Origin of the sequence: Rhodococcus sp. DN22, assembly GCF_036669995.1 — a bacterium.
Taxonomy (GTDB): Bacteria; Actinomycetota; Actinomycetes; order Mycobacteriales; family Mycobacteriaceae; genus Rhodococcus_F; species Rhodococcus_F erythropolis.
Map to the genome: position 1 here is coordinate 5,954,111 of NZ_CP133326.1, position 22,691 is coordinate 5,976,801.

18 protein-coding genes are annotated in these 22,691 nt (G+C 61.2%); 11 read left to right on the top strand and 7 right to left on the bottom strand.

The window, feature by feature from the left end; genetic code table 11:
- Window positions 1-259: 259 nt before the first annotated feature.
- Window positions 260-883, bottom strand: a complete 624-nt coding sequence (locus RA302_RS27485; protein ID WP_030536141.1) for a hypothetical protein — start codon at window positions 881-883, stop codon at window positions 260-262.
- A gap of 1,103 nt (window positions 884-1,986) precedes the next feature.
- Here RA302_RS27485 and RA302_RS27490 point away from each other — a divergent pair.
- Window positions 1,987-3,225, top strand: coding sequence for an HNH endonuclease signature motif containing protein (locus RA302_RS27490; protein ID WP_030536142.1), 1,239 nt, complete (start codon window positions 1,987-1,989; stop codon window positions 3,223-3,225).
- A gap of 96 nt (window positions 3,226-3,321) precedes the next feature.
- Here the strand turns inward: RA302_RS27490 and RA302_RS27495 are convergent, their stop codons facing one another.
- Window positions 3,322-4,224 (bottom strand): SDR family oxidoreductase, encoded by a 903-nt coding sequence (locus tag RA302_RS27495; protein ID WP_003943031.1) that lies wholly within the window; start codon window positions 4,222-4,224, stop codon window positions 3,322-3,324.
- A gap of 217 nt (window positions 4,225-4,441) precedes the next feature.
- Between RA302_RS27495 and RA302_RS27500 the strand changes: the two genes are divergently transcribed.
- The 4 genes from RA302_RS27500 (at window position 4,442) to RA302_RS27515 (ending at window position 9,086) form a co-directional block, all read left to right on the top strand.
- Window positions 4,442-5,449, top strand: a complete 1,008-nt coding sequence (locus tag RA302_RS27500; protein WP_003943163.1) for a diiron oxygenase — start codon at window positions 4,442-4,444, stop codon at window positions 5,447-5,449.
- 33 nt (window positions 5,450-5,482) lie between these two features.
- Window positions 5,483-7,210 carry an FAD-dependent oxidoreductase gene (locus RA302_RS27505; RefSeq protein ID WP_030536144.1) on the top strand — a complete coding sequence of 576 codons (1,728 nt, stop codon included), beginning with the start codon at window positions 5,483-5,485 and terminating at the stop codon, window positions 7,208-7,210.
- 212 nt (window positions 7,211-7,422) lie between these two features.
- Window positions 7,423-7,899, top strand: coding sequence for an OB-fold domain-containing protein (locus RA302_RS27510; protein ID WP_037126255.1), 477 nt, complete (start codon window positions 7,423-7,425; stop codon window positions 7,897-7,899).
- On the top strand, window positions 7,896-9,086 hold the full coding sequence (locus tag RA302_RS27515; RefSeq protein WP_030536146.1) for a lipid-transfer protein: 1,191 nt from the start codon (window positions 7,896-7,898) through the stop codon (window positions 9,084-9,086). Before RA302_RS27510 ends, RA302_RS27515 begins: the two co-directional genes overlap by 4 nt.
- A gap of 30 nt (window positions 9,087-9,116) precedes the next feature.
- On the opposite strand, the gene RA302_RS27520 is transcribed toward RA302_RS27515, so the two are convergent.
- Window positions 9,117-9,923 (bottom strand): alpha/beta hydrolase, encoded by an 807-nt coding sequence (locus RA302_RS27520; RefSeq protein WP_030536147.1) that lies wholly within the window; start codon window positions 9,921-9,923, stop codon window positions 9,117-9,119.
- 99 nt (window positions 9,924-10,022) lie between these two features.
- Here RA302_RS27520 and RA302_RS27525 point away from each other — a divergent pair, with 99 nt between their 5' ends.
- On the top strand, window positions 10,023-11,039 hold the full coding sequence (locus RA302_RS27525; RefSeq protein WP_230587526.1) for a helix-turn-helix domain-containing protein: 1,017 nt from the start codon (window positions 10,023-10,025) through the stop codon (window positions 11,037-11,039).
- On the opposite strand, the gene RA302_RS27530 is transcribed toward RA302_RS27525, so the two are convergent.
- Window positions 11,024-11,731, bottom strand: coding sequence for an ankyrin repeat domain-containing protein (locus RA302_RS27530; RefSeq protein WP_037126258.1), 708 nt, complete (start codon window positions 11,729-11,731; stop codon window positions 11,024-11,026). The two genes, RA302_RS27525 and RA302_RS27530, sit on opposite strands and share 16 nt — an antisense overlap.
- A gap of 50 nt (window positions 11,732-11,781) precedes the next feature.
- Window positions 11,782-12,492 carry a FadR/GntR family transcriptional regulator gene (locus tag RA302_RS27535; RefSeq protein WP_030536150.1) on the bottom strand — a complete coding sequence of 237 codons (711 nt, stop codon included), beginning with the start codon at window positions 12,490-12,492 and terminating at the stop codon, window positions 11,782-11,784.
- 216 nt (window positions 12,493-12,708) lie between these two features.
- Between RA302_RS27535 and RA302_RS27540 the strand changes: the two genes are divergently transcribed.
- The 5 genes from RA302_RS27540 (at window position 12,709) to RA302_RS27560 (ending at window position 20,282) form a co-directional block, all read left to right on the top strand.
- Window positions 12,709-14,148, top strand: a complete 1,440-nt coding sequence (locus RA302_RS27540; protein ID WP_030536151.1) for an aspartate ammonia-lyase — start codon at window positions 12,709-12,711, stop codon at window positions 14,146-14,148.
- Window positions 14,148-15,593 carry an amino acid permease gene (locus RA302_RS27545; RefSeq protein WP_030536152.1) on the top strand — a complete coding sequence of 482 codons (1,446 nt, stop codon included), beginning with the start codon at window positions 14,148-14,150 and terminating at the stop codon, window positions 15,591-15,593. Before RA302_RS27540 ends, RA302_RS27545 begins: the two co-directional genes overlap by 1 nt.
- Before the next feature lie 15 nt (window positions 15,594-15,608).
- A complete protein-coding gene (locus RA302_RS27550; RefSeq protein ID WP_030536153.1) occupies window positions 15,609-16,571 on the top strand; it encodes an asparaginase in 963 nt (320 codons plus the stop codon).
- A 175-nt stretch (window positions 16,572-16,746) separates the two neighbouring features.
- Window positions 16,747-19,446 carry a LuxR C-terminal-related transcriptional regulator gene (locus tag RA302_RS27555; RefSeq protein ID WP_030536154.1) on the top strand — a complete coding sequence of 900 codons (2,700 nt, stop codon included), beginning with the start codon at window positions 16,747-16,749 and terminating at the stop codon, window positions 19,444-19,446.
- Window positions 19,447-19,460: 14 nt separating this feature from the next.
- A complete protein-coding gene (locus tag RA302_RS27560; RefSeq protein WP_003942972.1) occupies window positions 19,461-20,282 on the top strand; it encodes a hypothetical protein in 822 nt (273 codons plus the stop codon).
- Here RA302_RS27560 and RA302_RS27565 read toward each other — a convergent pair.
- Together RA302_RS27565 and RA302_RS27570 are read right to left on the bottom strand one after the other, a co-directional pair.
- A complete protein-coding gene (locus RA302_RS27565) occupies window positions 20,274-21,974 on the bottom strand; it encodes a SulP family inorganic anion transporter (protein WP_030536155.1) in 1,701 nt (566 codons plus the stop codon). The genes RA302_RS27560 and RA302_RS27565 overlap by 9 nt on opposite strands.
- Complete coding sequence (locus RA302_RS27570; RefSeq protein ID WP_030536156.1) at window positions 21,971-22,684, bottom strand: GAP family protein; 714 nt, start codon at window positions 22,682-22,684, stop codon at window positions 21,971-21,973. Before RA302_RS27570 ends, RA302_RS27565 begins: the two co-directional genes overlap by 4 nt.
- Between the last annotated feature and the right edge of the window lie 7 nt (window positions 22,685-22,691).

The window sequence follows — 22,691 nt, forward strand, 5'->3', positions numbered from 1 at the left end:
TCGTATGGTCATCGGTGGTGATATTCCTTCTGATCCTGACAACGGCGATTTCAGGTTGGTTCGTTCAGCGTTCGGGCGAGAGTTGGGACTTCGGCGACATCTGCTCACGCTGGTACGACGGAGGTGGCAGTTGCCGCTCCGACGCCGCCTTGACCTTCACGGCGCTTTTCGTACTCCTACTACCGTTCGCCTCAGGAATGCTGGTCGGCGTCACCACATTCGCCCGAGACTTCGAGCGGAGTGTCTGGTGGTTTGAGTTTCAATAGCTGTCAACGACAAGATGAGGGAACCGGTACCATCCGCCCCCGATGTCTTCCAGCCGGAGCTGATTGAAGGTCTTGTCGGACACACCATCGGGTGCGTACACCCAGCCGGGATTGTCCAAGATGTCCAAACCATCTCGTGCGTCATAGAAATAGACGTGGCCTTCACTGCTGACGTTGGCATAGGAGATATCGAATCTGCCGATTCGTAGATCACGATGATACCCATCGGAATAGGGATCGTCAGGTTCTTGAAGTAGTTGCTGTGCAACGGTTTCGAAGTCTGCCCGATACTGATCGAAATGTGGCTGCCCCGCGGCCGCGATCCCGAGTGCGATCACCACGAGAACCGGAACAGCGACATCGGACCACGACCATCGGCGTCGCTGCCACCAGCACACTCCGAGCAGCACGATTGCAACACTCGCCGTGAGGACCCAGAGAACGACCGCACCGGCGATCGAGAGTGCACTATCCGCAGGTTCGGGCCAGGTGAGATGGCATTTCGCTGCGACATACATCGCCGAAGCCGACGCTGCGATAAGTGCGTTTACCAAAGCAACCCAACGAAGAGCACCGGACCTTCTCGTTGCCTGCGAGTTCGACACTGCCTGATCCATTCGATGAGAATAGCGAGCTGTTTGTCGCGGACTAGCAGTAACCACTTCCCCGATCTCACGATCGATTGTTTCTCGGCACGGAGAAAGTGTCCACGGTGCTATCTTTGCTGACTATGGGAGGCAGGGCTGCGAGGATGGTCGATTTTAACTACCGATGTCAGGAGAGTTCGGCGACTCCCAAAGTCGACAGGTCAATTTTGAGCACGGCTGGATTCGGTGGATCGCAGCAACCAATACCATCGTCACCTCATGATGACGTGACTGTTGCGGGCGGGTCGTGAAGATTCGATTATTACGAGCAAGCCAAGCGTCTTTAGCAATATCGCTGATCGCACTAACCTTGGTCTATTTGTTGGACGCATTTTCTTTGCGCCTCCAACATCAGCCCAGCTGGTGCATTGATCACTATGGAATCCCATCACGATTCAATTATCTCCTTCCCAGCCGGGCTGAGAGGGTAGCGGCAGGAATTACAGACTTCTGGGGATGGTTCCCTCCCGGCATGAGCTGTACATTCACTGATGCAGTGACCAAAGAAAGCGAAACGGTGGCACCGGCCGCGGACAGGTCGTACATCGTCGTCGTTCTTGTGACGCTGATCATGATCTCGGCTGTCGGCGTATTGTTCGGCCGCCGGAAGCGCTGAAGATTGGTTCTGGCTCGGGACTGCAGATGCGCACTCGACACCAGACCGATGAGTAACAAATCGGTGTCCGTCGCATCCGGCGCTTCCACTACTCGTCGATCTTCGCGAATCCACCGGCCGTGTTCGAGGGTATTTCTTGCGGTCCTGGTGGTCTTCGTTCCCATCACGCTGGCGATTACACGCCTGGGCCTGGTGCTCGGCTGGACCCATACGCTTGCCGGGGACAGGCGGCAACATGATCGACGCCGATTACACAATGTGCTGGGGCTCAGACAATTCCGACGTGATGCTGTTGAGCTCCGGATTGATGGTGGCGCTCGCACTCGTCGGCGCACGTGGACTACGTCGGCGACCCGCCTATAACCGAATGTCCGAAATGTCGAAATCGATTTGATAGCAGCAATTTTCGATCCAACATTCTCTTGTGTTCGAAACTTTGTTCGATTAAACTTTCGGCATGGACAGTCGGGGAGCGTGGCAGCTGGATGGCGAGGACCTCAAGGGTGAGGTTCTCGATCTGGTGCGCGCCCGGCACGAGTTGCAGTCGCGGATGGTGTTGCTGATCGTGGAGATGTTTTCCCGTGAGGTTCTTGGCGGGAAGGGTTTTCGGGCGATCGCGCAGTGGTTGCATGGTTCGACGAATCTGGAGATCGGTGAGTGCAGTCTGTTGGTCAGTCTGGCGCGGTTGTTGATGCTCGAACCGGTTGTCGCGGATGCGTTTCATCGTGGTGACGTTGATGCGTTGAAGGCGCGGCAGGTGGCGTCGTTTTGTCAGCATCCGCCCAAGAACATGACCCTGGCGGATGTGGACAGGGCTCGCGGGATTCTGTTGGGGTTGGCGTCGCAGAACATTGCGGATTGTGATGCGGTGCGGGCGGCGATCCGGCGGATCGAGAAGCAGTACGGCAAGCGTGAGGACGGCGTTCCGGTCGGCGAGGATTCCGAGCGTAACGAGTTCTACGCGTCGAAAGGTTTGTACGGGCGGGTGACCGTGAAGGGTGATCTGGATGCGGTGAACGGGGCCCGTCTGATCACGTTGCTGTCGAGTCTGTCGGCTCCGACACCGGAAAAAGACGGCGTGAAGGACACACGCACGCCTGCATTACGGCGTGCGGACGGGTTCTGCGAATTGTTGCGCCGGTACGAGCGGGCGGGGTTGGGTCCGATCGAGGGCGGGGTGAAACCGCACATCACGGTGACTGCGTCGGCAAAAGACATGACGGACCTGCAAGCGTTGAAAGACCTCTTGCCGTCCACCGAAGAACTGGGTTTCGCGTGGACGGATTGGGTGGGCCCCATCAGTATCGACACCGCACGGATGTTGGCCTGCGACTGCACGGTCACCCGGATTTTGTTGGATGAGAATGGTGTTCCGCTCGACTGCGGCAAGGAAGCGAGAACGGCGACAGTTCCGCAGCGGCGGGCTCTTGCGGTTCGTGATGGTGGGTGCGCGTTTCCGGGGTGCGGGACACCGCCGGGGTGGTGCGATGCCCATCATATTGTTCACTGGAACGATGGTGGCCCAACAGATCTCGACAACCTGATCTTGTTGTGCGGTCATCACCACCGGACGATGCACCACACCGAATGGCGGGTGGAGATCGGACCGGATCGGAAAACGGTGTTCTATCCACCGATGTCGATCGATCCGTATCAACAGCCGATCGGCGGGAACAGCCCACCCACAGCGGCGTGAATCGCGACAATCGAATACATCAGCACCGGGGACGAACCATGCCCCGGTGCTGGTGCACGTTTCTGGTCAGATCCCAACCCCTCAAATCCCAGCCCCTCAGATCCCAGCCCTTCGCACGAGAGCGTCAGTGGCAGAAGGGGATACAACGTCAATCGCTCGTAACAGCCCCGCGTACCGCGGATACAGCTCGACGGGACGCGTATTGATCGCCCTCAAGATCCACGATGCAGCTTGATCGGCCGTCAGCGCCGGTTGGCTCACGTAATCCGCCGTCGGCGCGATCATCGGTGTTCGTATGAGTGGGAATTGCACTGTGGTGACATCGACACCGGTGCCGTGACATTCCGCGCCGAGGCTTCGGCCGAATGCACTGAGAGCAGACTTCGACGCGTGATAGGCACTGAACCTCGGCATCACGCCCGCAGTGACTCCCCAGGTTCCGACGTTGATGATGTGTCCGGACTTCGCCTCGAGCATCGCGGGCAGTAGCCGCAACGTCAGTCTTGTCGGCCCGAAGTAGTTCAGCGCCATGGTGCGCTCGTAGTCATGGAATCGGTCGACCGAATCCAACGCGGTACGCCGGATCGAGCGACCCGCATTGTTGACGAGGATGTCGACCGACCCGAATCGATCCGCGATCGTCTCCGCGAGTTCGTCAACGGCTTCACCGCGGGAGAGGTCCGCAGGCACGATGTGTGCCCATCCTCCCCTGCGGTGAATCTCGTCCCGTACGTGTTCGAGGTTTTCCTCACCGCGCGCGACCAGGATCATCTCGGCTCCCCGACGAGCCAAGAGATGAGCTGTCGCCTCACCTATCCCCGAGGAAGCTCCTGTCAGAACGATCGTCTTGTCGGAGAGCGTGACGCCGCGTGACGGAACAAGGGAGCGCAGACGCGTCGGCGGACTCAATGCAAGATTGCTGAGAATCGATCTGATCACGTCGGCCTCGGTTCGATCTTCGCGTGCGATTCGGTGCGAACCCGTCCCTGAACAGCCCACTTCGGACGCACCGCGGAAATTACTCAAAAGTAAGTTATGGCGCCGTTTCGGCCGTGTCAAGAATTCGTCGGGATTCAGGAGTATCTGCCACTAGCTTTTCCTGATACCTCGGGTTACATTAAATCCAGACCGAGTGCCAGCGATCACACAACCGGCCCTCGATTCCACCGAACACCGCGAGAAATACCAGCGGTGACCGAAACGAAGAGGAGACGCCATGACGCTCACATCGCCGCTCGACAAGCGCGGAGAAGCATCCGACGACTCGTACAACGAGACGCTTCGACTCCTGTCCGAGGGCTCGGTGCACAAGCACTTCGACCCGTACCTCGACATCGACTGGGACTCCCCCGAGTTTGCCGTCGTCCCGAACGATCGCCGCTGGATCCTCCCGGCCGAGACTGACCCGCTGGGCGCACACCCGTGGTACCAGTCGCAGTCCGAGGCCAGGCAGATCGAAATCGGCATGTGGCGCCAGGCCAATGTCGCGAAGGTCGGTCTCCAATTCGAGAACATCCTGATCCGCGGCATGATGCAGTACGTCTTCTCACTGCCCAACGATTCGGCCGAGGCGCGCTACTGCACGCACGAGTCGGTCGAAGAGTGCAACCACACGATGATGTTCCAGGAGATGGTCAACCGCATCGGTGCCGACGCTCCCGGGATGAGCCGTCCGATGAAGATGCTTGCACCCTTCATCCCCCTCGCTGCGGGTCCGTTCCCCGAACTGTTCTTCGTCGGTGTCCTCGCCGGTGAAGAGCCCATCGACCACATTCAGAAGAGCATCCTGCGCGCCGGCGGCCAGATCCACCCGATCATGCAGTCGGTCATGGCCATCCACGTAGCCGAGGAAGCGCGTCATATCTCGTTCGCGCACAAGCTTCTGAGCCGCCGCATCCCGCTGATGTCACGCCCGAACCGGTTTGTCCTCTCGCTGCTGTTCCCGATCGTCATGCGCATTCTCTGTGACGCCATCGTCATCCCGCCGAAGTCCTTCTGGAAGCAGTTCGACATCCCGAAGTCCGTGAAGAAGGACCTGTTCTGGGATCTGCCCGAGTCGCGCCAGACCCTGCGCAACTACTTCGGTGACGTCCGCATGCTGGCCACCGACACCGGCCTGATGAACCGTGCCTCGCGCCTGGTGTGGAAGGCCTGCAAGATGGACGGCCGCGCATCACGCTTCCGTAGCGAACCTCACCGCAGCTCGCACAACGCCGCCGCGTAGCTCCCGGACAGTCGAGATCGGACTCATAGCGCCATGCCACACGTAGTCACGCAGTCCTGTTGCAGCGACGCCTCGTGCGTCTACGCCTGCCCGGTCAACTGCATCCATCCGACGCCGGACGAGCCGGACTTCCTCACCGCCGAGATGCTGCACATCGATCCGCAGGCCTGCGTCGACTGCGGCGCATGCGTCTCGGCCTGCCCGGTCGACGCCATCGTCCCCGAGTCGAAGCTGACCGACCCGCAGCGAGTCTTCCTGTCCATCAATTCGGACTTCTACAAGGAAGAGCGACCCAGGCCGCTTCTCGCCAAGGTCATCCCGGCAGCCCACGTCGACAAGGGCCGACCGCCGTTGCGCGTTGCGATCGTCGGTTCCGGACCGTCGGCGATGTACGCCGCGGACGAGTTACTGACTCAGCCTGACGTGCAGGTCAACGTCTTCGATCGCCTTCCTGTGCCTTACGGCTTGGTTCGCGCCGGCGTTGCTCCGGACCATCAGAAGACCAAGCAGGTCACTCGCTTGTTCGACAAGATCGCCGCACAAAAGGGTTTCGAGTTCTACCTCAACGTCGAGATCGGCAAGCACATCTCGCACAGCGAACTGCTCGAAAATCACCATGCGGTGCTCTACGCAGTCGGCGCTTCGTCCGACCGTGGTCTCGGCATTCCGGGCGCTGATCTGCCTGGCACGGCCTCGGCCACCGACTTCGTGGCCTGGTACAACGGCCACCCCGATCACGCCGACGACGTCTTCGACCTCTCGCATCGCCGCGCGGTCATCATCGGAAACGGAAATGTCGCGCTCGACGTCGCTCGCATTCTGACGGCCGATCCCGAGAAGTTGGCCGGTACCGACATCTCCGCTCACGCACTCGCCGCTCTGCGGAAGAGTCGCGTCGAAGAAGTTGTCATCGTGGGTCGACGCGGAATCGCGCAGTCCGCGTTCACGGTCCCCGAGTTCACCGGCCTGATGGCACTGCCGGACATCGAACTCTCTGTCGGACCCGACGACATGGTTCTCGACTCGGCCACCGAAGAACTGGCAAAACGCGGCGAACTCCCGCATGCCGTCGAGCAGAAGTTGCGTCTCCTCGAAGCCCTGAAGAACCGCGATCACGTCGACGTCGGCAACAAGCGCATCACGTTGCGCTACCTGCTCACGCCGACCTCGATCACCGGCGACGATCAGGTCAGCGGAATCGAGTTCGCTCGCAACGCTCTTGTCGACGCCAACGGAACCGTGCAGATCGAAGCAACCGGCGATACCGAGACCATCGATACCGGCTTGGTCCTCACCTCGATCGGCTACCGCGGAGTGCCCATCCCCGGCGTCCCGTTCGACGAGCGTGCGTCGGTCATTCCGAACGAGAACGGCCGAGTCCTCGAAGCTCCGAACGGTGATCCCGCCACCGGGGTCTACGCGACCGGTTGGATCAAGCGCGGACCGAGTGGGTTCATCGGCACCAACAAGTCCTGCGCGCAGGAAACGATCAGGATGCTCGTCGACGACTTCAACGACGGACGCCTGACCAACCCGGTCGCCGACGACTCCGCAGTCGATCGTCTGGTCCGGGCGCGACAGTCCGACGTCGTCGACCGCGAGGGCTGGCATGCCATCGACAAGGCGGAACTGGAACGCGGCGCTGCGCACGACCGTGTCCGCGAAAAGGTTCTGGATCAGGTCGAGATCACCTCCATCCTCGACGCTGCGGCCCGGGTGAAACCGGCGCGTCGATTCGGTCGACCCGTTCGCGCTCGCTGATCCGCTACAGGTAAACAGCTACTTTCACGCACACGGCCCCGCCTGCAGACTCGTCTGCCCGGCGGGGCCGTCTGCGTTCCGGCAGCGTCCCACTCAGCGAAAATTTTTGCCCGTCAGCGGCCGAAATCGTGTAATACTGCAACCTGTTCCAGTAAGCGGCACAGCGGGCCCACGATCCCCCGGATCAGGCTCGCCAACCAGATGAGGATTGCATGAGCGAGACTGCAACGCCGGCGCCGAACGGGAGTGTGACGCCTGCAGTAGAGGGTTGGTTCACCACCGGCGACGAACCTGCTCTGATCGGCACGAAGTGCCAATCCTGCGGCACCATTTCCTTCCCTCGTGAGGCGACGTTCTGCAAGAACCCGAGCTGCTTCAGCGAGGAGTTCGACGATGTGGAACTCTCCCGTAGCGGCACTGTCTGGTCGTACACCGACGCGCAGTACCAGCCCCCGCCGCCGTACATCCCGCGCTCGGATCCGTACGAGCCTTTTGCTCTCGCAGCAGTCGAACTGCCCGAGGGCATCGTCATCCTCGGCCAGGTGGCCGACGGATTCGGCGTCGACGATCTCAAGGTCGGCAATACCGTCGAATTGGTTGTCGAGCCGCTGTACACCGACGAAACCGGAGTACGTACGACGTGGCGATGGAAGCCTGTCGCCGCAGCTGATCAGGAGTTGCAGTCATGAGCAAGGACGTCGCAGTACTCGGTGTCGGTATGCACCCCTGGGGCAAGTGGGGGCAGTCGTTCGTGAAATACGGCGTTGCGGCCGCTCGCGCCGCGCTCGCCGATTCGGGTGTGAATTGGCAGGATGTCGACTTCATCGTCGGCGGCGAGACCGTCCGCAACGGGTACGGCGGATACGTCGCCGGAGCCACCTTCGCGCAGGCACTCGGCTGGAACGGCGCTCGCGTCGCCACGTCGTACGCCGCGTGTGCGACGGGAGCCCAGGCACTCGACACCGCTCGCGCACGAATCCTGGCCGGCCTCAGCGAAGTTGCCCTGGTCGTCGGCGCCGACACCACGCCGAAGGGCTTCCTCGCTCCCGTCGCCGGTGAGCGTTGGGACGACCCGGACTGGCTGCGCTTCCGCCTCATGGGTATGACCAACCCGGCGTACTTCGCGCTCAACGCGCGTCGTCGCATCGACCTCTACGGCGCCACCGCGGAGGATTTCGCCAACGTGAAGGTCAAGAACGCCAGGCACGGGCTGAGCAATCCGAATGCGCGCTACCGCAAGGAAGTCACCGTCGAGAACGTGTTGGCCTCCCCCGTGGTGTCCAATCCCCTTCACCTGCTCGACATCTGCGCGACGTCCGACGGCGGCGCCGCAATCTTGCTGACGTCGATGGAATACGCCCGCAAGATGGGCATCGCGGAACCTGTTCGCATCAAGGCTATTTCGACGGTCACGCCGACGTTCCCCCAGACGATCATGGACATGCCGAACTTCTCCACCGATTCCAGCTCCGCCGTTCCCGCTCCGGAGCGCACGTTCAAGGAATCCATCGGCTACGCCGCATACGAAGAAGCCGGGATCTCTCCCGAGGACGTCGACGTCGCCGAAGTCTACGACCTCGCTACCTCCGTGGAACTGGACTGGATCGAAGACCTTGCCCTCTGCAAGCGGGGCGAGGCCGAGCACCTCCTGCGTGCGGGTGACACCAGTATCGGAGGCCGCATCCCGGTCAATCCGTCCGGCGGTCTCGCGTGCTTCGGCGAAGCCGTTCCCGCACAGGCACTTGCGCAGGTGTGCGAGCTCACTTGGCAGCTTCGTGGACAGGCCGAAGGCCGTCAGGTCGAAGGCGCCCGCATCGGTATCACCGCCAACCAAGGTCTGTTCGGACACGGCTCCTCGGTAATCGTTTCCGCCTGACCCTGTTCTACTTTCGTGGCGGTCGCACACTCACCCGTGAGCGGCCGCCACGATCACGTCTGCCACTGCCCCTGGCCGGGAAACCAGCGATGCGTGCGAGGTCGGGAGTTCGCTGGTGTTCGCGCCCATCCGGTTTGCCATGAACCGCTGCGCCGATGCTGGGATCACGCGATCCTCACCGGCAACCAGATACCAGCTCGGTGTGTTCGCCCACGACGGTGGCCCGCCGAGCTCGAGGTTCGCCCACAAAGCCGCAGACTTCTGATGCGCCAACATCGTTGCCGCTGTCTCGTCGGAAACATCCTGAGCGAAGACGGAATGGAAATACTCGTCCGTGACGTAGCCGTCGGCGTTCTTCCCGCCGATCGCGTGAGGATCGTCGACGATCTTCAATCCCAGAGCCGGAGGAAGCAATTGGCTGCCAGGAAACCTGATGGGATCGATCGTGATCTGCACCGGCTCACCCTGAACCGGAGCAAACGCCGCGATGTACACCAACGACTGCACCTTCGGGTCGTGAACATTGGTGATCACCGCGCCGCCGTACGAGTGTCCGACGAGCACGACAGGTCCGTCGATGTCCGCAACCGTCTTCTCGATCACGGACGCGTCGTAAGCGGGCCCGCGTAGAGGATTGTCCGGCGTCACGACGCGATAGCCACGCGAGCGTAGGTCGGCGGCAACGCCGTCCCAACTGGTCGCGTCGGCAAAAGCGCCGTGGACGAGAACGACGGTTGGCTTGGGGCTCGCCACCGCAGCGCCGGAGCCGAAGATCACTCCAGCCGCGACTGTCATGAGTAACGCCAGAACTGCGGTGAATACACGTGAGATCTTCATGCGTTTCCTTCACTCTCGTCGAAAAGCGAGAAACTGCGGTAGGCCGGGACACGCCCGTTTCGATCCTAGAAATACCTGCTGCGACGGACGTGACTGTCCGTGCAGACTTTTGAGCTCACACTGCACAACTTCTGGTTGAGCGTCCGCATCGCGGGGTATCAGGGCTGCATGGCTTTGCTCCTGGATACTTCCGTGTTGGAGCCTGACCAACGCGCGGACGCCTTTGTCGACGCGATGGGTCGTGCCTCGGTCCCGTGTGCAATCCACTTGGAGAACCCGGAACGGGTGAGCGCGAGAATGAACGTGTGGAACCTCGGTGCAGCATCACTGTTCCGCTCCGAGTCGACCGGTATGCGGTTGACCCGAACACCACGTCACGTCCGGTCCGCGTCGATGCCCGTCCTTGCGATTGCCCTGCAGGAGATCGGGATCGGCCATCTAGATCAGCACGACGAACAACGCAGAGTGCCCGCCGGTGAGCTGTTGATGACGGACCTGACGTCGACCTACGATTTCTCCTGGCCGGGAACGGGCGCTTCCCAGTGCCTCTACGTTCCGATGGATCGGCTGGGACTGCCGATCGACACCGTGCGGGACGCAGCTACCCGGCCTCATCACAGCAATCTGTACCCCGTGATGATCGCGCACGTTCGTGAATTGTTCCGCAGCGCCGCTCTGTTGGAGACCGATCCTGCCGCCGAACAATTGGGCGAGGCCTCGATCGAACTCGCACGTGCTTTGGTCGCTTCGATCGCACATGCGAATCCTGACGCATCCGCTCCGAGATCGGCCCTTGCCATGACTTCGATCCGTCGATACATCCGTGAACACCTTCACGATCCGACACTGAATCCCGCACGAATTGCTCAAGCCCACAACATCTCACTGCGACAGCTGTACAAGATCTGCTCGGACAACGGCTTTCGGATCGAACAGTGGATCATCACCCAGCGCCTGCAGAAGGCTCGGGACGAACTGGCTCGACCCGCTACCGTCGATCTGCCGATCGCGACCGTTGCGCACCGGGCGGGGTTTGTCGACGCCGGACACTTCAGCCGACGCTTTCGACAGGCCTACGGGCTGAGCCCGACTCGTTGGCGTCAGCTCCGCGATTGAAGCAGCGCCACAACGTCTGACTGACCACGACTTTCGGCATTGTCCAACGCGGTCTTCCCCGATGCATCCCGGATCGAGGGATCTGCCCCCGCGTCGAGAAGCTGAGTGATCACGTCGATATAGCGCACCGAACCATCGCCGTACACAACGGCTTCGAGTAGCGCCGTCCACCCGGGATCGTTGACGTGATTGACCGGAACCCCGGCAGCGATCAGCATCCGGACGCTCTCGACATGCGCGTGTTCACTCGCGGGAATCAGCGCCGTACCGCCGTAACGGTTCACGCTGTCGACGTCCGCGCCGTGGGCGAGCGTGAGCGCCAGAATCTCGTTCAAACCCTCGGCTCCGGAATACAGGAAGGCCGAATCCTGCATGGAATCCTTCGCGTTCACGTCTGCTCCGGCAAGAATCAACGTAGAAGCCGCAGCGACAGCGTCGTTCTTGGCGGCCTCGACGAGTGGAGTCCGTTCGCCCTCGCCGCGAGCTTCGATGTTCGCGCCCGAAGCCAGGGCCGCGGTGATCGCTGCCGGATCATTGCGGTCCACCGCATCGAAGAGCGCCCGTTCGGATTCCGGCGTCGATGGCGGCTTTACGCCCGTAATCGATACAGCTGCCGCTGTCGTCGCTGACGCGGCGATCGTCGACGTCACCGGGGTGTCGGACGAACTGCAGCCGGCCAACGCCCCGGTCACTGATACCGCGAGGATAACGCAGACGAGGGCAGACCTACCCGGAAGCGCCGTCACAGCGGATTACTTTCTTGGACAAGAGTTTCAAGCGTCAGCCTAACGGCGTCGAGATGTTCGGCCATCGCTCTGGAGGCGTGGTCGTAGCTGCCGGATGCGATTCCTTCGACTATTCGTTCGTGTTCCTCGTTCGACCTTTCCTGGCGACCGGCAACAAGATTGAGTGTCTCGGACTGCCTTGTCAACGCTTCACGAATATCGACGATTACCGACTCGAAGACCCGATTCCTACTGGCTTTCGCGATCAGTCCGTGGAACTGCGCATCGAGTGCGACCCATACGAGCGGATCATCCTCGTCACGCATCTGCTGGACCAGTCCGCGGAGGGCCGTCAGTTCCTCCGCTGTGTGCCGTTGGGCAGCCCATCCTGCGGCCGGAATTTCGACATGCGGCCGCGCTTCGACCAACTCGTTGGCCGCGTAGCTGCCGAAGTCGAGGTCTCGCGCTATCGAATCGCTGACGACGAAGGTGCCGAGCCCGGATTTCGTCTCGGTGAGCCCGAGGGCATGGCACGAGCGCAGGGCTTCACGGATGACCGATCGACTGACCCCGTGTCTTTCGGCCAGGGACGCCTCGGACGGGAGACGCTCTCCGACTGCCAGTTCGCCGGAGGTTATTGCGGCACGGAGGTCGGCGAGAACCGCCTCGGCAGCACTCACCCGCGAGGCGACGGGTCGCCTGGTGGCCCAGCTGTCTGACAGGTTCATGCCGTCATTGTTGCGACTGCCGAAGTCCCGCGTCAAACATCGCACTTGATGAAGGGTTGACGTGCCGGAGTGAGCGAGGTAACAATTACACCTGTCAGACAGCCTGATAGCCCGATAGCAGGGCGGGACTATAACTCGACCGTCAGCGCTGCGATCCCGAAATACACCCACCGCGGAGAGTGATGCTTGCGCGAAGAGACACGAGGAATTGATCAAGTGCTCGAAACGCGAACAGAACACGATCTGCTCGGCGATCGCGAGGTTCCAGCCGATTCGTACTGGGGTATCCACACCTTGCGCGCAATGGAGAACTTCCCGATCACTGGTCGAACAATCTCCACGAACCCGCATCTGATCCGCGGCATCGCTTACGTCAAGTGGGCCGCAGCCAGCGCAAACGAAAAGCTGGGCATCCTCGACCGCCCGCGCGCGGAGGCCATCTCACAGGCATGCAAGGAGATCGTGGACGGGCGGTGGCACGAACAGTTCGTGGTGGACGTCATCCAGGGTGGCGCCGGCACGTCGACGAACATGAATGCGAACGAGGTCATCGCCAATCGCGCGTTGGAAATCCTCGGCCACCAGCGCGGCGACTACGAACGGCTTCACCCCAATGAACACGTGAACCTGAGCCAATCGACCAACGACGTCTACCCCACGGCCGTGAATATCTCGACGATCTTCGCGATCGATGACCTGCTGGATGCACTTCTTACACTCCAGAACGCATTCACGACCAAATCTCTTCAGTTCGCCGACACAGTGAAGATGGGACGCACCCAACTGCAGGACGCCGTGCCGATGACCCTGGGTCAGGAGTTCGGGACCTACGCGGTCATGATCGAGGAGGATCGGGCGCGTCTGGCTGAGGCCGCTCTTCTCGTTCACGAGATCAACCTCGGTGCGACTGCTATCGGCACTGGCCTCAACGCACCCGCCGGCTACGCCGAGATGGCCTGTTCCGACCTGGGCGCACTGACCGGACTGCCGCTGGTGTTGGCAACGGATCTTGTCGAAGCGACCCAAGACGTGGGCCAGTTCGTCCACCTCTCCGGCGTCCTCAAGCGGGTCGCTGTGAAGTTGTCCAAGGTGTGCAACGATCTCCGGCTGCTCTCTTCGGGCCCGCGAGCCGGATTGAACGAGATCAATCTTCCACCGGTGCAGGCAGGTTCGTCGATCATGCCGGGCAAGGTCAATCCTGTCATTCCCGAAGTCCTCAATCAGGTCGCGTACGAAGTCATCGGCAACGACGTGACGATCACGATGGCTGCGGAATCCGGTCAGCTCCAACTCAACGCTTTCGAGCCGATCATCGTGCACTCACTGTCCGAAGGAATGCGACACCTCGGTGCGGCTTGCCGCATTTTGGCGGACCGGTGCGTACTCGGCATCACGGCTAACACTGAACTGCTGCGCGCCCGAGTCGAAGACTCCATCGGCCTCGTCACCGCGCTCAACCCCTACATCGGATATACCGCGTCCACTCGGATCGCCCAGGAGGCGTTGATTTCCGGGCGTCGCGTCGCCGATCTCGTAATCGAAGCCGGCCTGCTCGACCGCGAGGAACTCGATCGGTTGCTCAGCCCCGAACATCTCGCCAATCTCCGCGTTTCGGGGGAGAAGCCTCATGCCACCGCTGTTGCGGAGGAGGTTTGATGACCGTCGAACGGGAAGAGACAGGCCGCGCCGAAGTTGCCACTGAGGAGGATCTCGGATATCAGAAGGCGCTCGGCCCCAGACAAATTCAGATGATCGCGATCGGTGGCGCGATCGGAACCGGCCTTTTCATGGGGGCGGGAGGGCGACTACAACAGGCGGGCCCGGCCTTGGTTCTCGTGTACGCGCTGTGCGGATTCTTCGCGTTCCTGATCCTGAGGGCGCTCGGCGAACTGGTGATGCACCGACCGACTTCCGGATCCTTCGTTTCCTACGCACGCGAATTCTTCGGCGAAAAGATGGCTTTCGCTGCGGGCTGGTTGTACTGGATGAACTGGGCAATGACTGCCGTGGTCGACGTCACGGCTGTGGCGTTGTACATGAACTTCTTCAAAAAGTACTGGGCGCCACTGGGACACATCGATCAGTGGATGTTCGCTCTGATCGCGGTGTTGCTGGTTCTCGGACTGAATCTCGTGTCCGTAAAAGTCTTCGGAGAGTTGGAGTTCTGGTTCGCGTTGATCAAGGTCGTGGCCTTGACCGCATTCCTCGGGTTCGGTGTCTATTTCGTACTCTTCGGCACACCCATCGAAGGGCATTCCTCCGGATTCAGCCTGATCGCCGACAACGGTGGGCTGTTCCCCAACGGAATACTGCCGGCAGTCGTGGTGATTCAGGGCGTCGTGTTCGCCTACGCTTCAATTGAACTCGTGGGGACCACGGCTGGAGAGACCGAAAATCCCCGGAAGGTGATACCCAAGGCGATCAACACAGTGATCATTCGGATCCTCGTCTTCTACGTGGGGTCGGTCCTGCTGCTCTCGCTGTTGCTCCCGTACACCGAATACCACGCCGGTGAAAGTCCATTCGTCACATTCTTCGGTTCGATCAACATCCAAGGCGCAGATGCGATCATGAATCTGGTCGTTCTCACGGCGGCGTTGTCTTCCCTCAATGCCGGGTTGTATTCGACCGGACGAATACTCCATTCGATGGCGACGGCCGGTTCGGCGCCTGCCTTCGCTGCCAGAATGAACAAAGCCGGAGTGCCGTACGGGGGAATCGCACTCACCGGCGTGGTCATCCTGTTCGGCGTCGGGCTCAATGCTGTTGTCCCAGCGCAAGCCTTCGAAATAGTCCTCAATCTTGCGGCACTGGGCATCATCAGTGCATGGGCGGTAATTGTGCTGTGCCAGTTGAGGCTCTGGCAACTTGCGAAACAAGGCAAAGTCACTCGCCCTGCCTTCCGCATATTCGGCGCACCGTACACCGGGATCGCGACACTGGTCTTTCTTGCGGTCGTTATCGTGTTGATGGCATTCGACAACCCTGTTGGAACGTGGACCGTCGGATCCATCGCGATCATCGCACCGCTCTTGATGATTGGTTGGTACGCCGCCAGGAATCGTATTCGCGAGTTGGCCATCCACCACCCCGCAGCTTGACGTGAAAGGACCACAGTGTCGAAAGTCGCAGTTGTCACTACCGGTGGCACCATCGCCAGCACCCGGGATGCGCATGGAATCAGCCGGCCCGCAATCACCGGTGCAGATCTGGTCGGCAACGAGCAGACCGACATCGAGCTTCGAGTCGTCGACGTGATGTCGAAGGACAGCTCGAGCATGACCTTCGCGGACATGGATCGTGTTCGCGACGCCGTAGCCGATCAATTGAAAGATCCCGAACTCGACTCGGTGGTCGTGCTTCACGGCACCGACACGATGGAGGAAACTGCGTTCTTGTTGGACCTGCACCACGACGACCAACGCCCGGTGGTCTTCACCGGCGCGCAGCGCACTTTCGACCATCCCGAATCCGACGCTCGTTCGAATCTCGCCGCGGCGATCTCAGCCGGACTGGACATCTCGTCACACGGGCGTGGTGTCCTCATCGCCTTCGGCGGTTCGGTCCATCCAGCCGCAGGTACGCGAAAGTCCGATACGACGGCACTCGATGCCTTCCGCCGCGTGCACATCGATCCGCTCCTGCTGCGTACTCCCGAACCATTGCCGTGGCATCCGATTTCGGACACCCGCGTCGACATCATCGCCGTGTATCCCGGGGCAGACCGCGTACAGATCGACGCCTGCGTGCACGCCGGGGCGCAGGGACTTGTTCTCGACGGACTCGGTTCGGGAAATGCCAATCCGACGATAGTCGAGGCCGTACGAGACTGCGTAGGCGCTCACATTCCGGTAGCCGTGACAACTCGGGTGCCCTCGGGGCCAATCTCCCCGGTTTACGGTGGCGGTGGTGGCGGGCACGACTTGATCGCCGCAGGCGCTGTATTTTCCACCGATCTTCGAGCCGGGCAGGCACGTGTACTTCTGGCAGCCTTGTTGTCAGATCCGGATCTTGTGGGCCTGGAAAAGGTATTCGACCGCTATTCGAGGTTTGCTCGCACCCCGCCGTTCGGGCGGTAGAACTAGCGACACCATTCATTGTTCGAAATTCACTCCGCTAAATCAGGGACTTTGGTCCGAATATTCGACTTGGACGCTTATTTGGTGTCCGAATTGGGTAGTTTCACATCATCTAACTCGTTCAAAATTTCGATCCAGCGGTCACGTCCAGTGCAGCCAGTCGAACAGGAGTCGGATGAGCAGCCCATTTCGTGATGCCGCTGCAGTAACGCTCGACGCGTCTCACCGCGTCGGGCAAGCGCACGTGCCAGGCGCCGCACTCAACGGTCGTTTTCACCCGCCAACTGCCGTGAAAGGACTGGTCGCGCGTCCGCGCCTGCACCGCAAACTCACCGCATCCACTGCCACCAAAGGCTCAGGCCCCGGGCCTGTCGGGTTGCTCTCGGCTCCGGCCGGTGCGGGGAAGACCCTACTTCTGGCCGATTGGGCTCGCGAATATTCCCGAGCCTCCCCTGATGTTGCGCTGGCCTGGCTGACGTTGGCCGAGCGCGACAACAACGTGTCGATACTGTGTGAATCCCTCGCCGAGGCGATCGCGACCTCCGTCGATGCGGCCGGCCAGAGGCTCCCCGTGCAGACCGGATCCAGGCCGCCCGTCGAGCAGTGGCTCGCGCACTTTGCGGAAACCCTCGAAACGCACGAGCGCCGAACAACGTTGATCCTCGACGACGTTCACACCCTCCACGATCCGATGTCGATCGGTCTCCTCGATCGGATACTCACACAGACCCCGGGCAACCTGTCGATTATCGTTGCCGCCCGCTACGAACCACCGCTCACGTGGCATCGTCTGGCTCTCGACGGCCGACTCACCCGCTTTGCATCCACCGATCTCGCTTTCGATCGCTCCGAGATCACCGCGATATTCGGCGAGTACGACATCACGCTGCGCGACGACGAACTCGCAATCGTCGAGAACTTCACCAAGGGGTGGGGCGCCGTCGTTCGCCTGACCGCCGCGTTTCTGGCCGGCCGCAGTGACATCGGCGATGCACTGAACGAGTTCACGCACACACCCCGCCCGATCGCCGACTTTCTCGTCGACGAGGTACTGACGTCCTTGCCCGAACATGTCACCTCGTTCATGTTGCGAACATCGGTGGTCGATTCTTTCTCCGCCCAACTGGCGGAAACTCTGACGGACTCGAACGCTCTATCCGAGATCGACTCGCTGATTCAGTTCAACTTCCCCGTGACCCGTACCGATTCCGCCGACCACACAACGTGGTTCAGCTATCACCCTCTCTTGCGCGAGCACCTTCGGGCAGAGTTCCGTCGCGTCGATCACGTCGAGAGAAACCGCGTACACCTGCGAGCAGCAAGCTGGTTCGAAAGCAATCACTTCGAACTCGAGGCGCTCGAACTCGAGGTGTCGATCGGAGACCCATGCCGCATTCTCGCGTTTCTCGAACGCTGCGGGCTGGGCCTCGTACTCGACGGGCACTGCGGGGACGTCGTGCGAGTCCTGGAATCCGTGTCGACGCAGGTCTCGGAATCCCCGATCACCCGACTGGTGCTGGCGGCGGCCGCCCTCCACTCCGGTGACGTGACCTCGGCGACCACGTGCCTCGATCTTCTCGAGGCAACTCATCCACCGATTGCAGAAGATCCATTGTTCCTGGCGATGAGCCTGGAAATCTCCTGCGTTACGGCGACTTCCGACAACGAGCCGCTGGCGGCACGTCTGGAGCAGCGCCAGAAAAGCACCCACTCCGACATCGAAGCCTACGCACACATGGAATTGGCGACGGCACACTTACTGCGACGTGAGTTCGACAGGGCGACTGTCGAATACACTCAAGCCGTCGCACTCGGGACAATACGGGGCAGGGCGCGATTCGTCTTGAAGTCGCTGACCGGACTGGGCTACGTAGCTTCTCTCAGCGGAGACATCGGGGCGATGAGGGCTCACTCCGTCTACGCTCTCGACTACGCGGTCGAACATCGCATCACGACGACTGCGGAGTACGAGTTGTCCGCGTCGGTGGCCGCCTTTGCCACATATCTCTGCGCTTCGAGCGAACTCCCGTACCGCATCCCGACAATCGGAAACTACCGGAGCACAGACGTTCTCGGCGCCAGCGCGCCGGTGTTCGGGTGGCACTCCGTCGTAACCTTCGGCCTTCACAGTCTCAACGGCTCGACCGACCGACGCTCGACCGCCGCCGATGTCCGCGACGCGATGCTCAGCGCGATCGAATTACGTACCTTCGCGTTCGCGACCTTGGCTCTTCTACCACCCGTCGTCCACGCATGCCTTTCCGTCGGCGAGGTGGAATGGGCAGCGAGACTCGTGCGTGACGCAGCCGATCAATTCGGAGAAACGTCGGAGATACATCTCGCACGGGGTGCCGTCGCCTTCTCGTCCAACAAGTTCGCGGAAGCACTCGTCGAAGTTTCCGAAGCTCTCGGGTCCTCCGAAATCCCGTTGCTCACACATCACGTCTACGCCTGGACACTCGAAGCCGGGATCCACGCTGCAACAGGTCACGAGCGCAAGTCGTTTCGCTCCCTCCACAAAGCGCTGCGCGCCGCGGAAGCCGGTAGCCTGCTACGCCCCTTCCTCGACTACGGCGCATCCCTGCGGCCGGTGTTCGACGAGTTCAGTGGACATTTCGGCGATCAGGAAGCATTTGCCGAACAGGTACGTAGCCGCATTCGCCCACAAGAATTGGTGAGTGCACCGATCCTCACGCCAGGCGAATACACCGTGCTCCGTGAACTGGCTTCCGGAGACACCACCGAGTCCATTGCCGACACGCTGTTCCTTTCCGTCAACACCATCAAGACGCATCTTCGCGGGATCTATCGCAAGTTGGAAGTGAGCAACCGACGCGACGCGCTCAAGGCTGCGCGACGCGGCGGACTCATCTGAGCAAGACTGCTTCCATGCCCCCGAAGCTGTATTCCGATACGCGCGATCGATTGACCGTGTGGGCGAGACGTACACCCAGTCGACGGTTGGCGACTGATGCAACCATCGGGGTCTTCGAAGTCGGGCTCGTGGACAGCGCCATGACTTTGGCGGCCCAGGCCTTTACGTCATTGCTCCCGGTCATGATTGCAGCGTCGACCTTGGAGAAGCTGAAGCCGTTGGCTGATGCCGCCAAAGACGACCTCGGCGTCCAACTCCCCGACACCGTATTGACCAGTACCTCTACCGCGGCAGCATTCGGGATTGTCGGCTTGCTCATGCTGCTGATCAGTTCCACGTCCTACGCTCGCGCTCTCGGCCGGATGTACGGACGGATCTGGAGCGTGCCGACGGCGACACTCCGTCAGGCGTGGCGGTGGTTCGCGGTAGTGTGCGTCGTGGCCGCGTCGGTGGTCGGTGCGGCCCTGTGCCGTGAACTGAATGGTGTTCCGGGAGTGGGCAGAGTCCTGGAATTCACAGCGGTCTACGTCGTGTGGGCACTCGTGTGGACAGCCGTGCCCATGCTGCTGACGGCCAATCGCATGACCACTCGAATGTGCGTCGGGTCAGGATTGCTCACCGCGACGGGCCTGACCGGACTGCACGTGGCCGGCACTCTTTTCCTCCCCCGAATGACAAAGACGTCGCAGGACGAGTTCGGTCTTCTGGGCGTGATGTTCACCGTCATCGGCTGGCTGTTCATCTTCTCGGCCATCGTGGTTGTCGCGTCGTCGATCGTCGGATCAGTGGCCAAAGATTCCGGTCCCCTGGGAATCTGGCTACGGACATCACGCTGAGGTGTTGTCTCGACCTGCAAGCGCTTGCGAGACGGTCGGATAGACGTCGACCTTCAGCGCGCCCTGGTCGGCACCGGACAGAACGTCGCGGAACTGCCCGATGTCGCGTGCCACTCGGAAGCTCACATTCCTGCGTGCCAACGAATCTCGAAGCTGAGCCAACATCTGCGCAGCGCTGACGTCGATGAACGGTGACGTCTCGGCGTCGAGAACGACCATGGTGGTGCCGGCGGTCACCAGACCGGTGATCTGATCACGCACGTGATCGGCATTGGCGAAGAACATCCCCGCTTCGACCCTGACCACTACGACGCCGTCGAGTGTCTTCAGATCAGGATGCCCACTGATGTCGACCCAGCGCGTGCCGTCCTTGGCCAGAGCAGCTACGTGCGGTTTGGAGACTCGATACAGGAGCAGCAACATCGAGACGGCGATTCCGATGATCAGACCGGGCAACGTGTCGAAGAGGAGAACCCCGAACATCGCCGCGATCGCCGCGGCGAAATCGGCCCGGGCAGCGTGCCCGTAGATACTGCCCAACCTCGTCGTCCACACCCGGTACAGCGCTGCGAGAGAGGAGAAATCGACCAGTTCGATCACTGCTGCGATGACCACAGCCGAGAGCGTCGCCTCTGGCAACTTCTCGAACAGGCCGGTGAGAAACAGCAGTGTCACCAGCGTCAGTGCCGCGACCACCAGTCCGCTGACCTGAGATTTGGCGCCCGCTCCTCCGTTGACGGCGGTCTTCGACAGGCTGCCGTTGACCACGATTCCCGAGCAGAGACCCGATCCGAGATTGGCCGCACCCAGTCCTGCCAGTTCACGATTGGCGTCGATGGTGTAGCCGGCCTTGGCCGCGTATGTCTTTGCAGCGCCAAGACCTTCGGCGAAACCGATGAGCAGAACGCCGACCGCCGGTCCGACCAGGTCGAGGTAGTCCTCGGCTCCCACACCACTCGGCAGACCCATCGACGGCAGGCCCGAGTCGATGTGTCCGACAATGTCGATGCCACGATCGTCGAGGCCGAACGACGCTACTGCGGTAATGCCCAGCAGCACGACGAGGAGCGAACCCGGTACGAGCGGAAGCCATCGCTTGACGCCCAGGACCATTGCCAGGCTGAGCAATCCGATGATCACGGTCGGTAGGTCGACCTCACCCAGTTCCTTCACCACTGTCCACGTCTGGACGAAGAAGTTTCCCTCCCCCTTGTCCACGCCCAGGAGTTTGGGTACTTGACCGATGATGATCGTGAGCGCCAGACCGACGATGAATCCCTTGAGAACCGGCTCGGAGATGAAGGACGCGATGAATCCGAGGCGCATGAATCCTGCGAGCAGTCCGACGAGCCCGGTCACGATCGCCAATGCCGCCGACAGCGCGATGAATCGGCCGTCGTTTCCTGAAGCCAATGGCGCAATCATCACCGCGGACAACGCTACGGTCGCCGACATCGGCCCGACGATCAGATGGCGCGAACTGCCGGCTGCTGCATACAGAATCAATGACGGAACCGCAGCATAAAGCCCGACCACCGGCGGAACTCCGGCGATGGTGGCGTACGCGAGCGCTTCCGGAACAAGGACAGCCCACACCGTAAGGCCCGCAATGATGTCGGGGCGAAGCCAAGCGCGTTGATAGTCGGACAACGATCCGAAGACCCACCAGGTCCGCGTGTGCGGAGCACTCATAGTCCTTGCACCCCTTTACTGATCTGCATCGCCGCGATCAGGACGAGGAGCCCGACGTTCAGCAAGTGCGTGTTGGTGGCTATCCAGGTGCGGATCTTCAGCAGCGGTTCGGTTGCCTCGTCCTTCTTGATCAGCAGGAGGGCAACAGGTACCGCGACCGAGGTCACGGACACCAACGAGAAGATCACGGCCGAGACGATCTGCGACGTCGGTGCCACGGTGCTGAGACGAAGGTTCATCGCTGCTGCGATGGCACACGACATGTCGATGGGGTTGAGAACGAACAGCGCGAAACCGAGCACACCGGATCGCATTGGTTGGAAGTGCTCAACCGATTGCAGCATCTTCGGCAGCTGAGGGGCCGCAGCCACAACGTCGCCAGGGGCAACTGCAGCCGCCATCGCCTGAACCCCGCGACGACTGCGTGAGTAGACGAACCAGGCACCCGCCAGCAGAGTTGCCCCGAGAACGAGATGGATGATGGGCACCCACAGCGGAAGGTGTGTGCGCTGATGAACCTGGAGTGCGGTCAAGATGACGTACGAACCGGCCAGCGCGACAACTATTCCGAGATACCACCCGATCAGGTACGCAATGCTGTTGATACGCGCTCGTTCGGAAAACAGTACGGCCACAACGGCGACAACCGCCAGCGGGCTCATGATGATCCCGAGCGCCAGCGGGATCTGTTGCAGTAGCAGCGATCCCATAACTACC

Coding starts and splice junctions, on each gene's coding strand:
- RA302_RS27485 (WP_030536141.1), bottom strand. CDS start 883: ATGGATCAGGCAGTGTCGAACTCGCAGGCAACGAGAAGGTCCGGTGCT.
- RA302_RS27490 (WP_030536142.1), top strand. CDS start 1,987: ATGGACAGTCGGGGAGCGTGGCAGCTGGATGGCGAGGACCTCAAGGGT.
- RA302_RS27500 (WP_003943163.1), top strand. CDS start 4,442: ATGACGCTCACATCGCCGCTCGACAAGCGCGGAGAAGCATCCGACGAC.
- RA302_RS27505 (WP_030536144.1), top strand. CDS start 5,483: ATGCCACACGTAGTCACGCAGTCCTGTTGCAGCGACGCCTCGTGCGTC.
- RA302_RS27510 (WP_037126255.1), top strand. CDS start 7,423: ATGAGCGAGACTGCAACGCCGGCGCCGAACGGGAGTGTGACGCCTGCA.
- RA302_RS27515 (WP_030536146.1), top strand. CDS start 7,896: ATGAGCAAGGACGTCGCAGTACTCGGTGTCGGTATGCACCCCTGGGGC.
- RA302_RS27520 (WP_030536147.1), bottom strand. CDS start 9,923: ATGAAGATCTCACGTGTATTCACCGCAGTTCTGGCGTTACTCATGACA.
- RA302_RS27535 (WP_030536150.1), bottom strand. CDS start 12,492: ATGAACCTGTCAGACAGCTGGGCCACCAGGCGACCCGTCGCCTCGCGG.
- RA302_RS27545 (WP_030536152.1), top strand. CDS start 14,148: ATGACCGTCGAACGGGAAGAGACAGGCCGCGCCGAAGTTGCCACTGAG.
- RA302_RS27555 (WP_030536154.1), top strand. CDS start 16,747: ATGAGCAGCCCATTTCGTGATGCCGCTGCAGTAACGCTCGACGCGTCT.
- RA302_RS27560 (WP_003942972.1), top strand. CDS start 19,461: ATGCCCCCGAAGCTGTATTCCGATACGCGCGATCGATTGACCGTGTGG.
- RA302_RS27565 (WP_030536155.1), bottom strand. CDS start 21,974: ATGAGTGCTCCGCACACGCGGACCTGGTGGGTCTTCGGATCGTTGTCC.
- RA302_RS27570 (WP_030536156.1), bottom strand. CDS start 22,684: ATGGGATCGCTGCTACTGCAACAGATCCCGCTGGCGCTCGGGATCATC.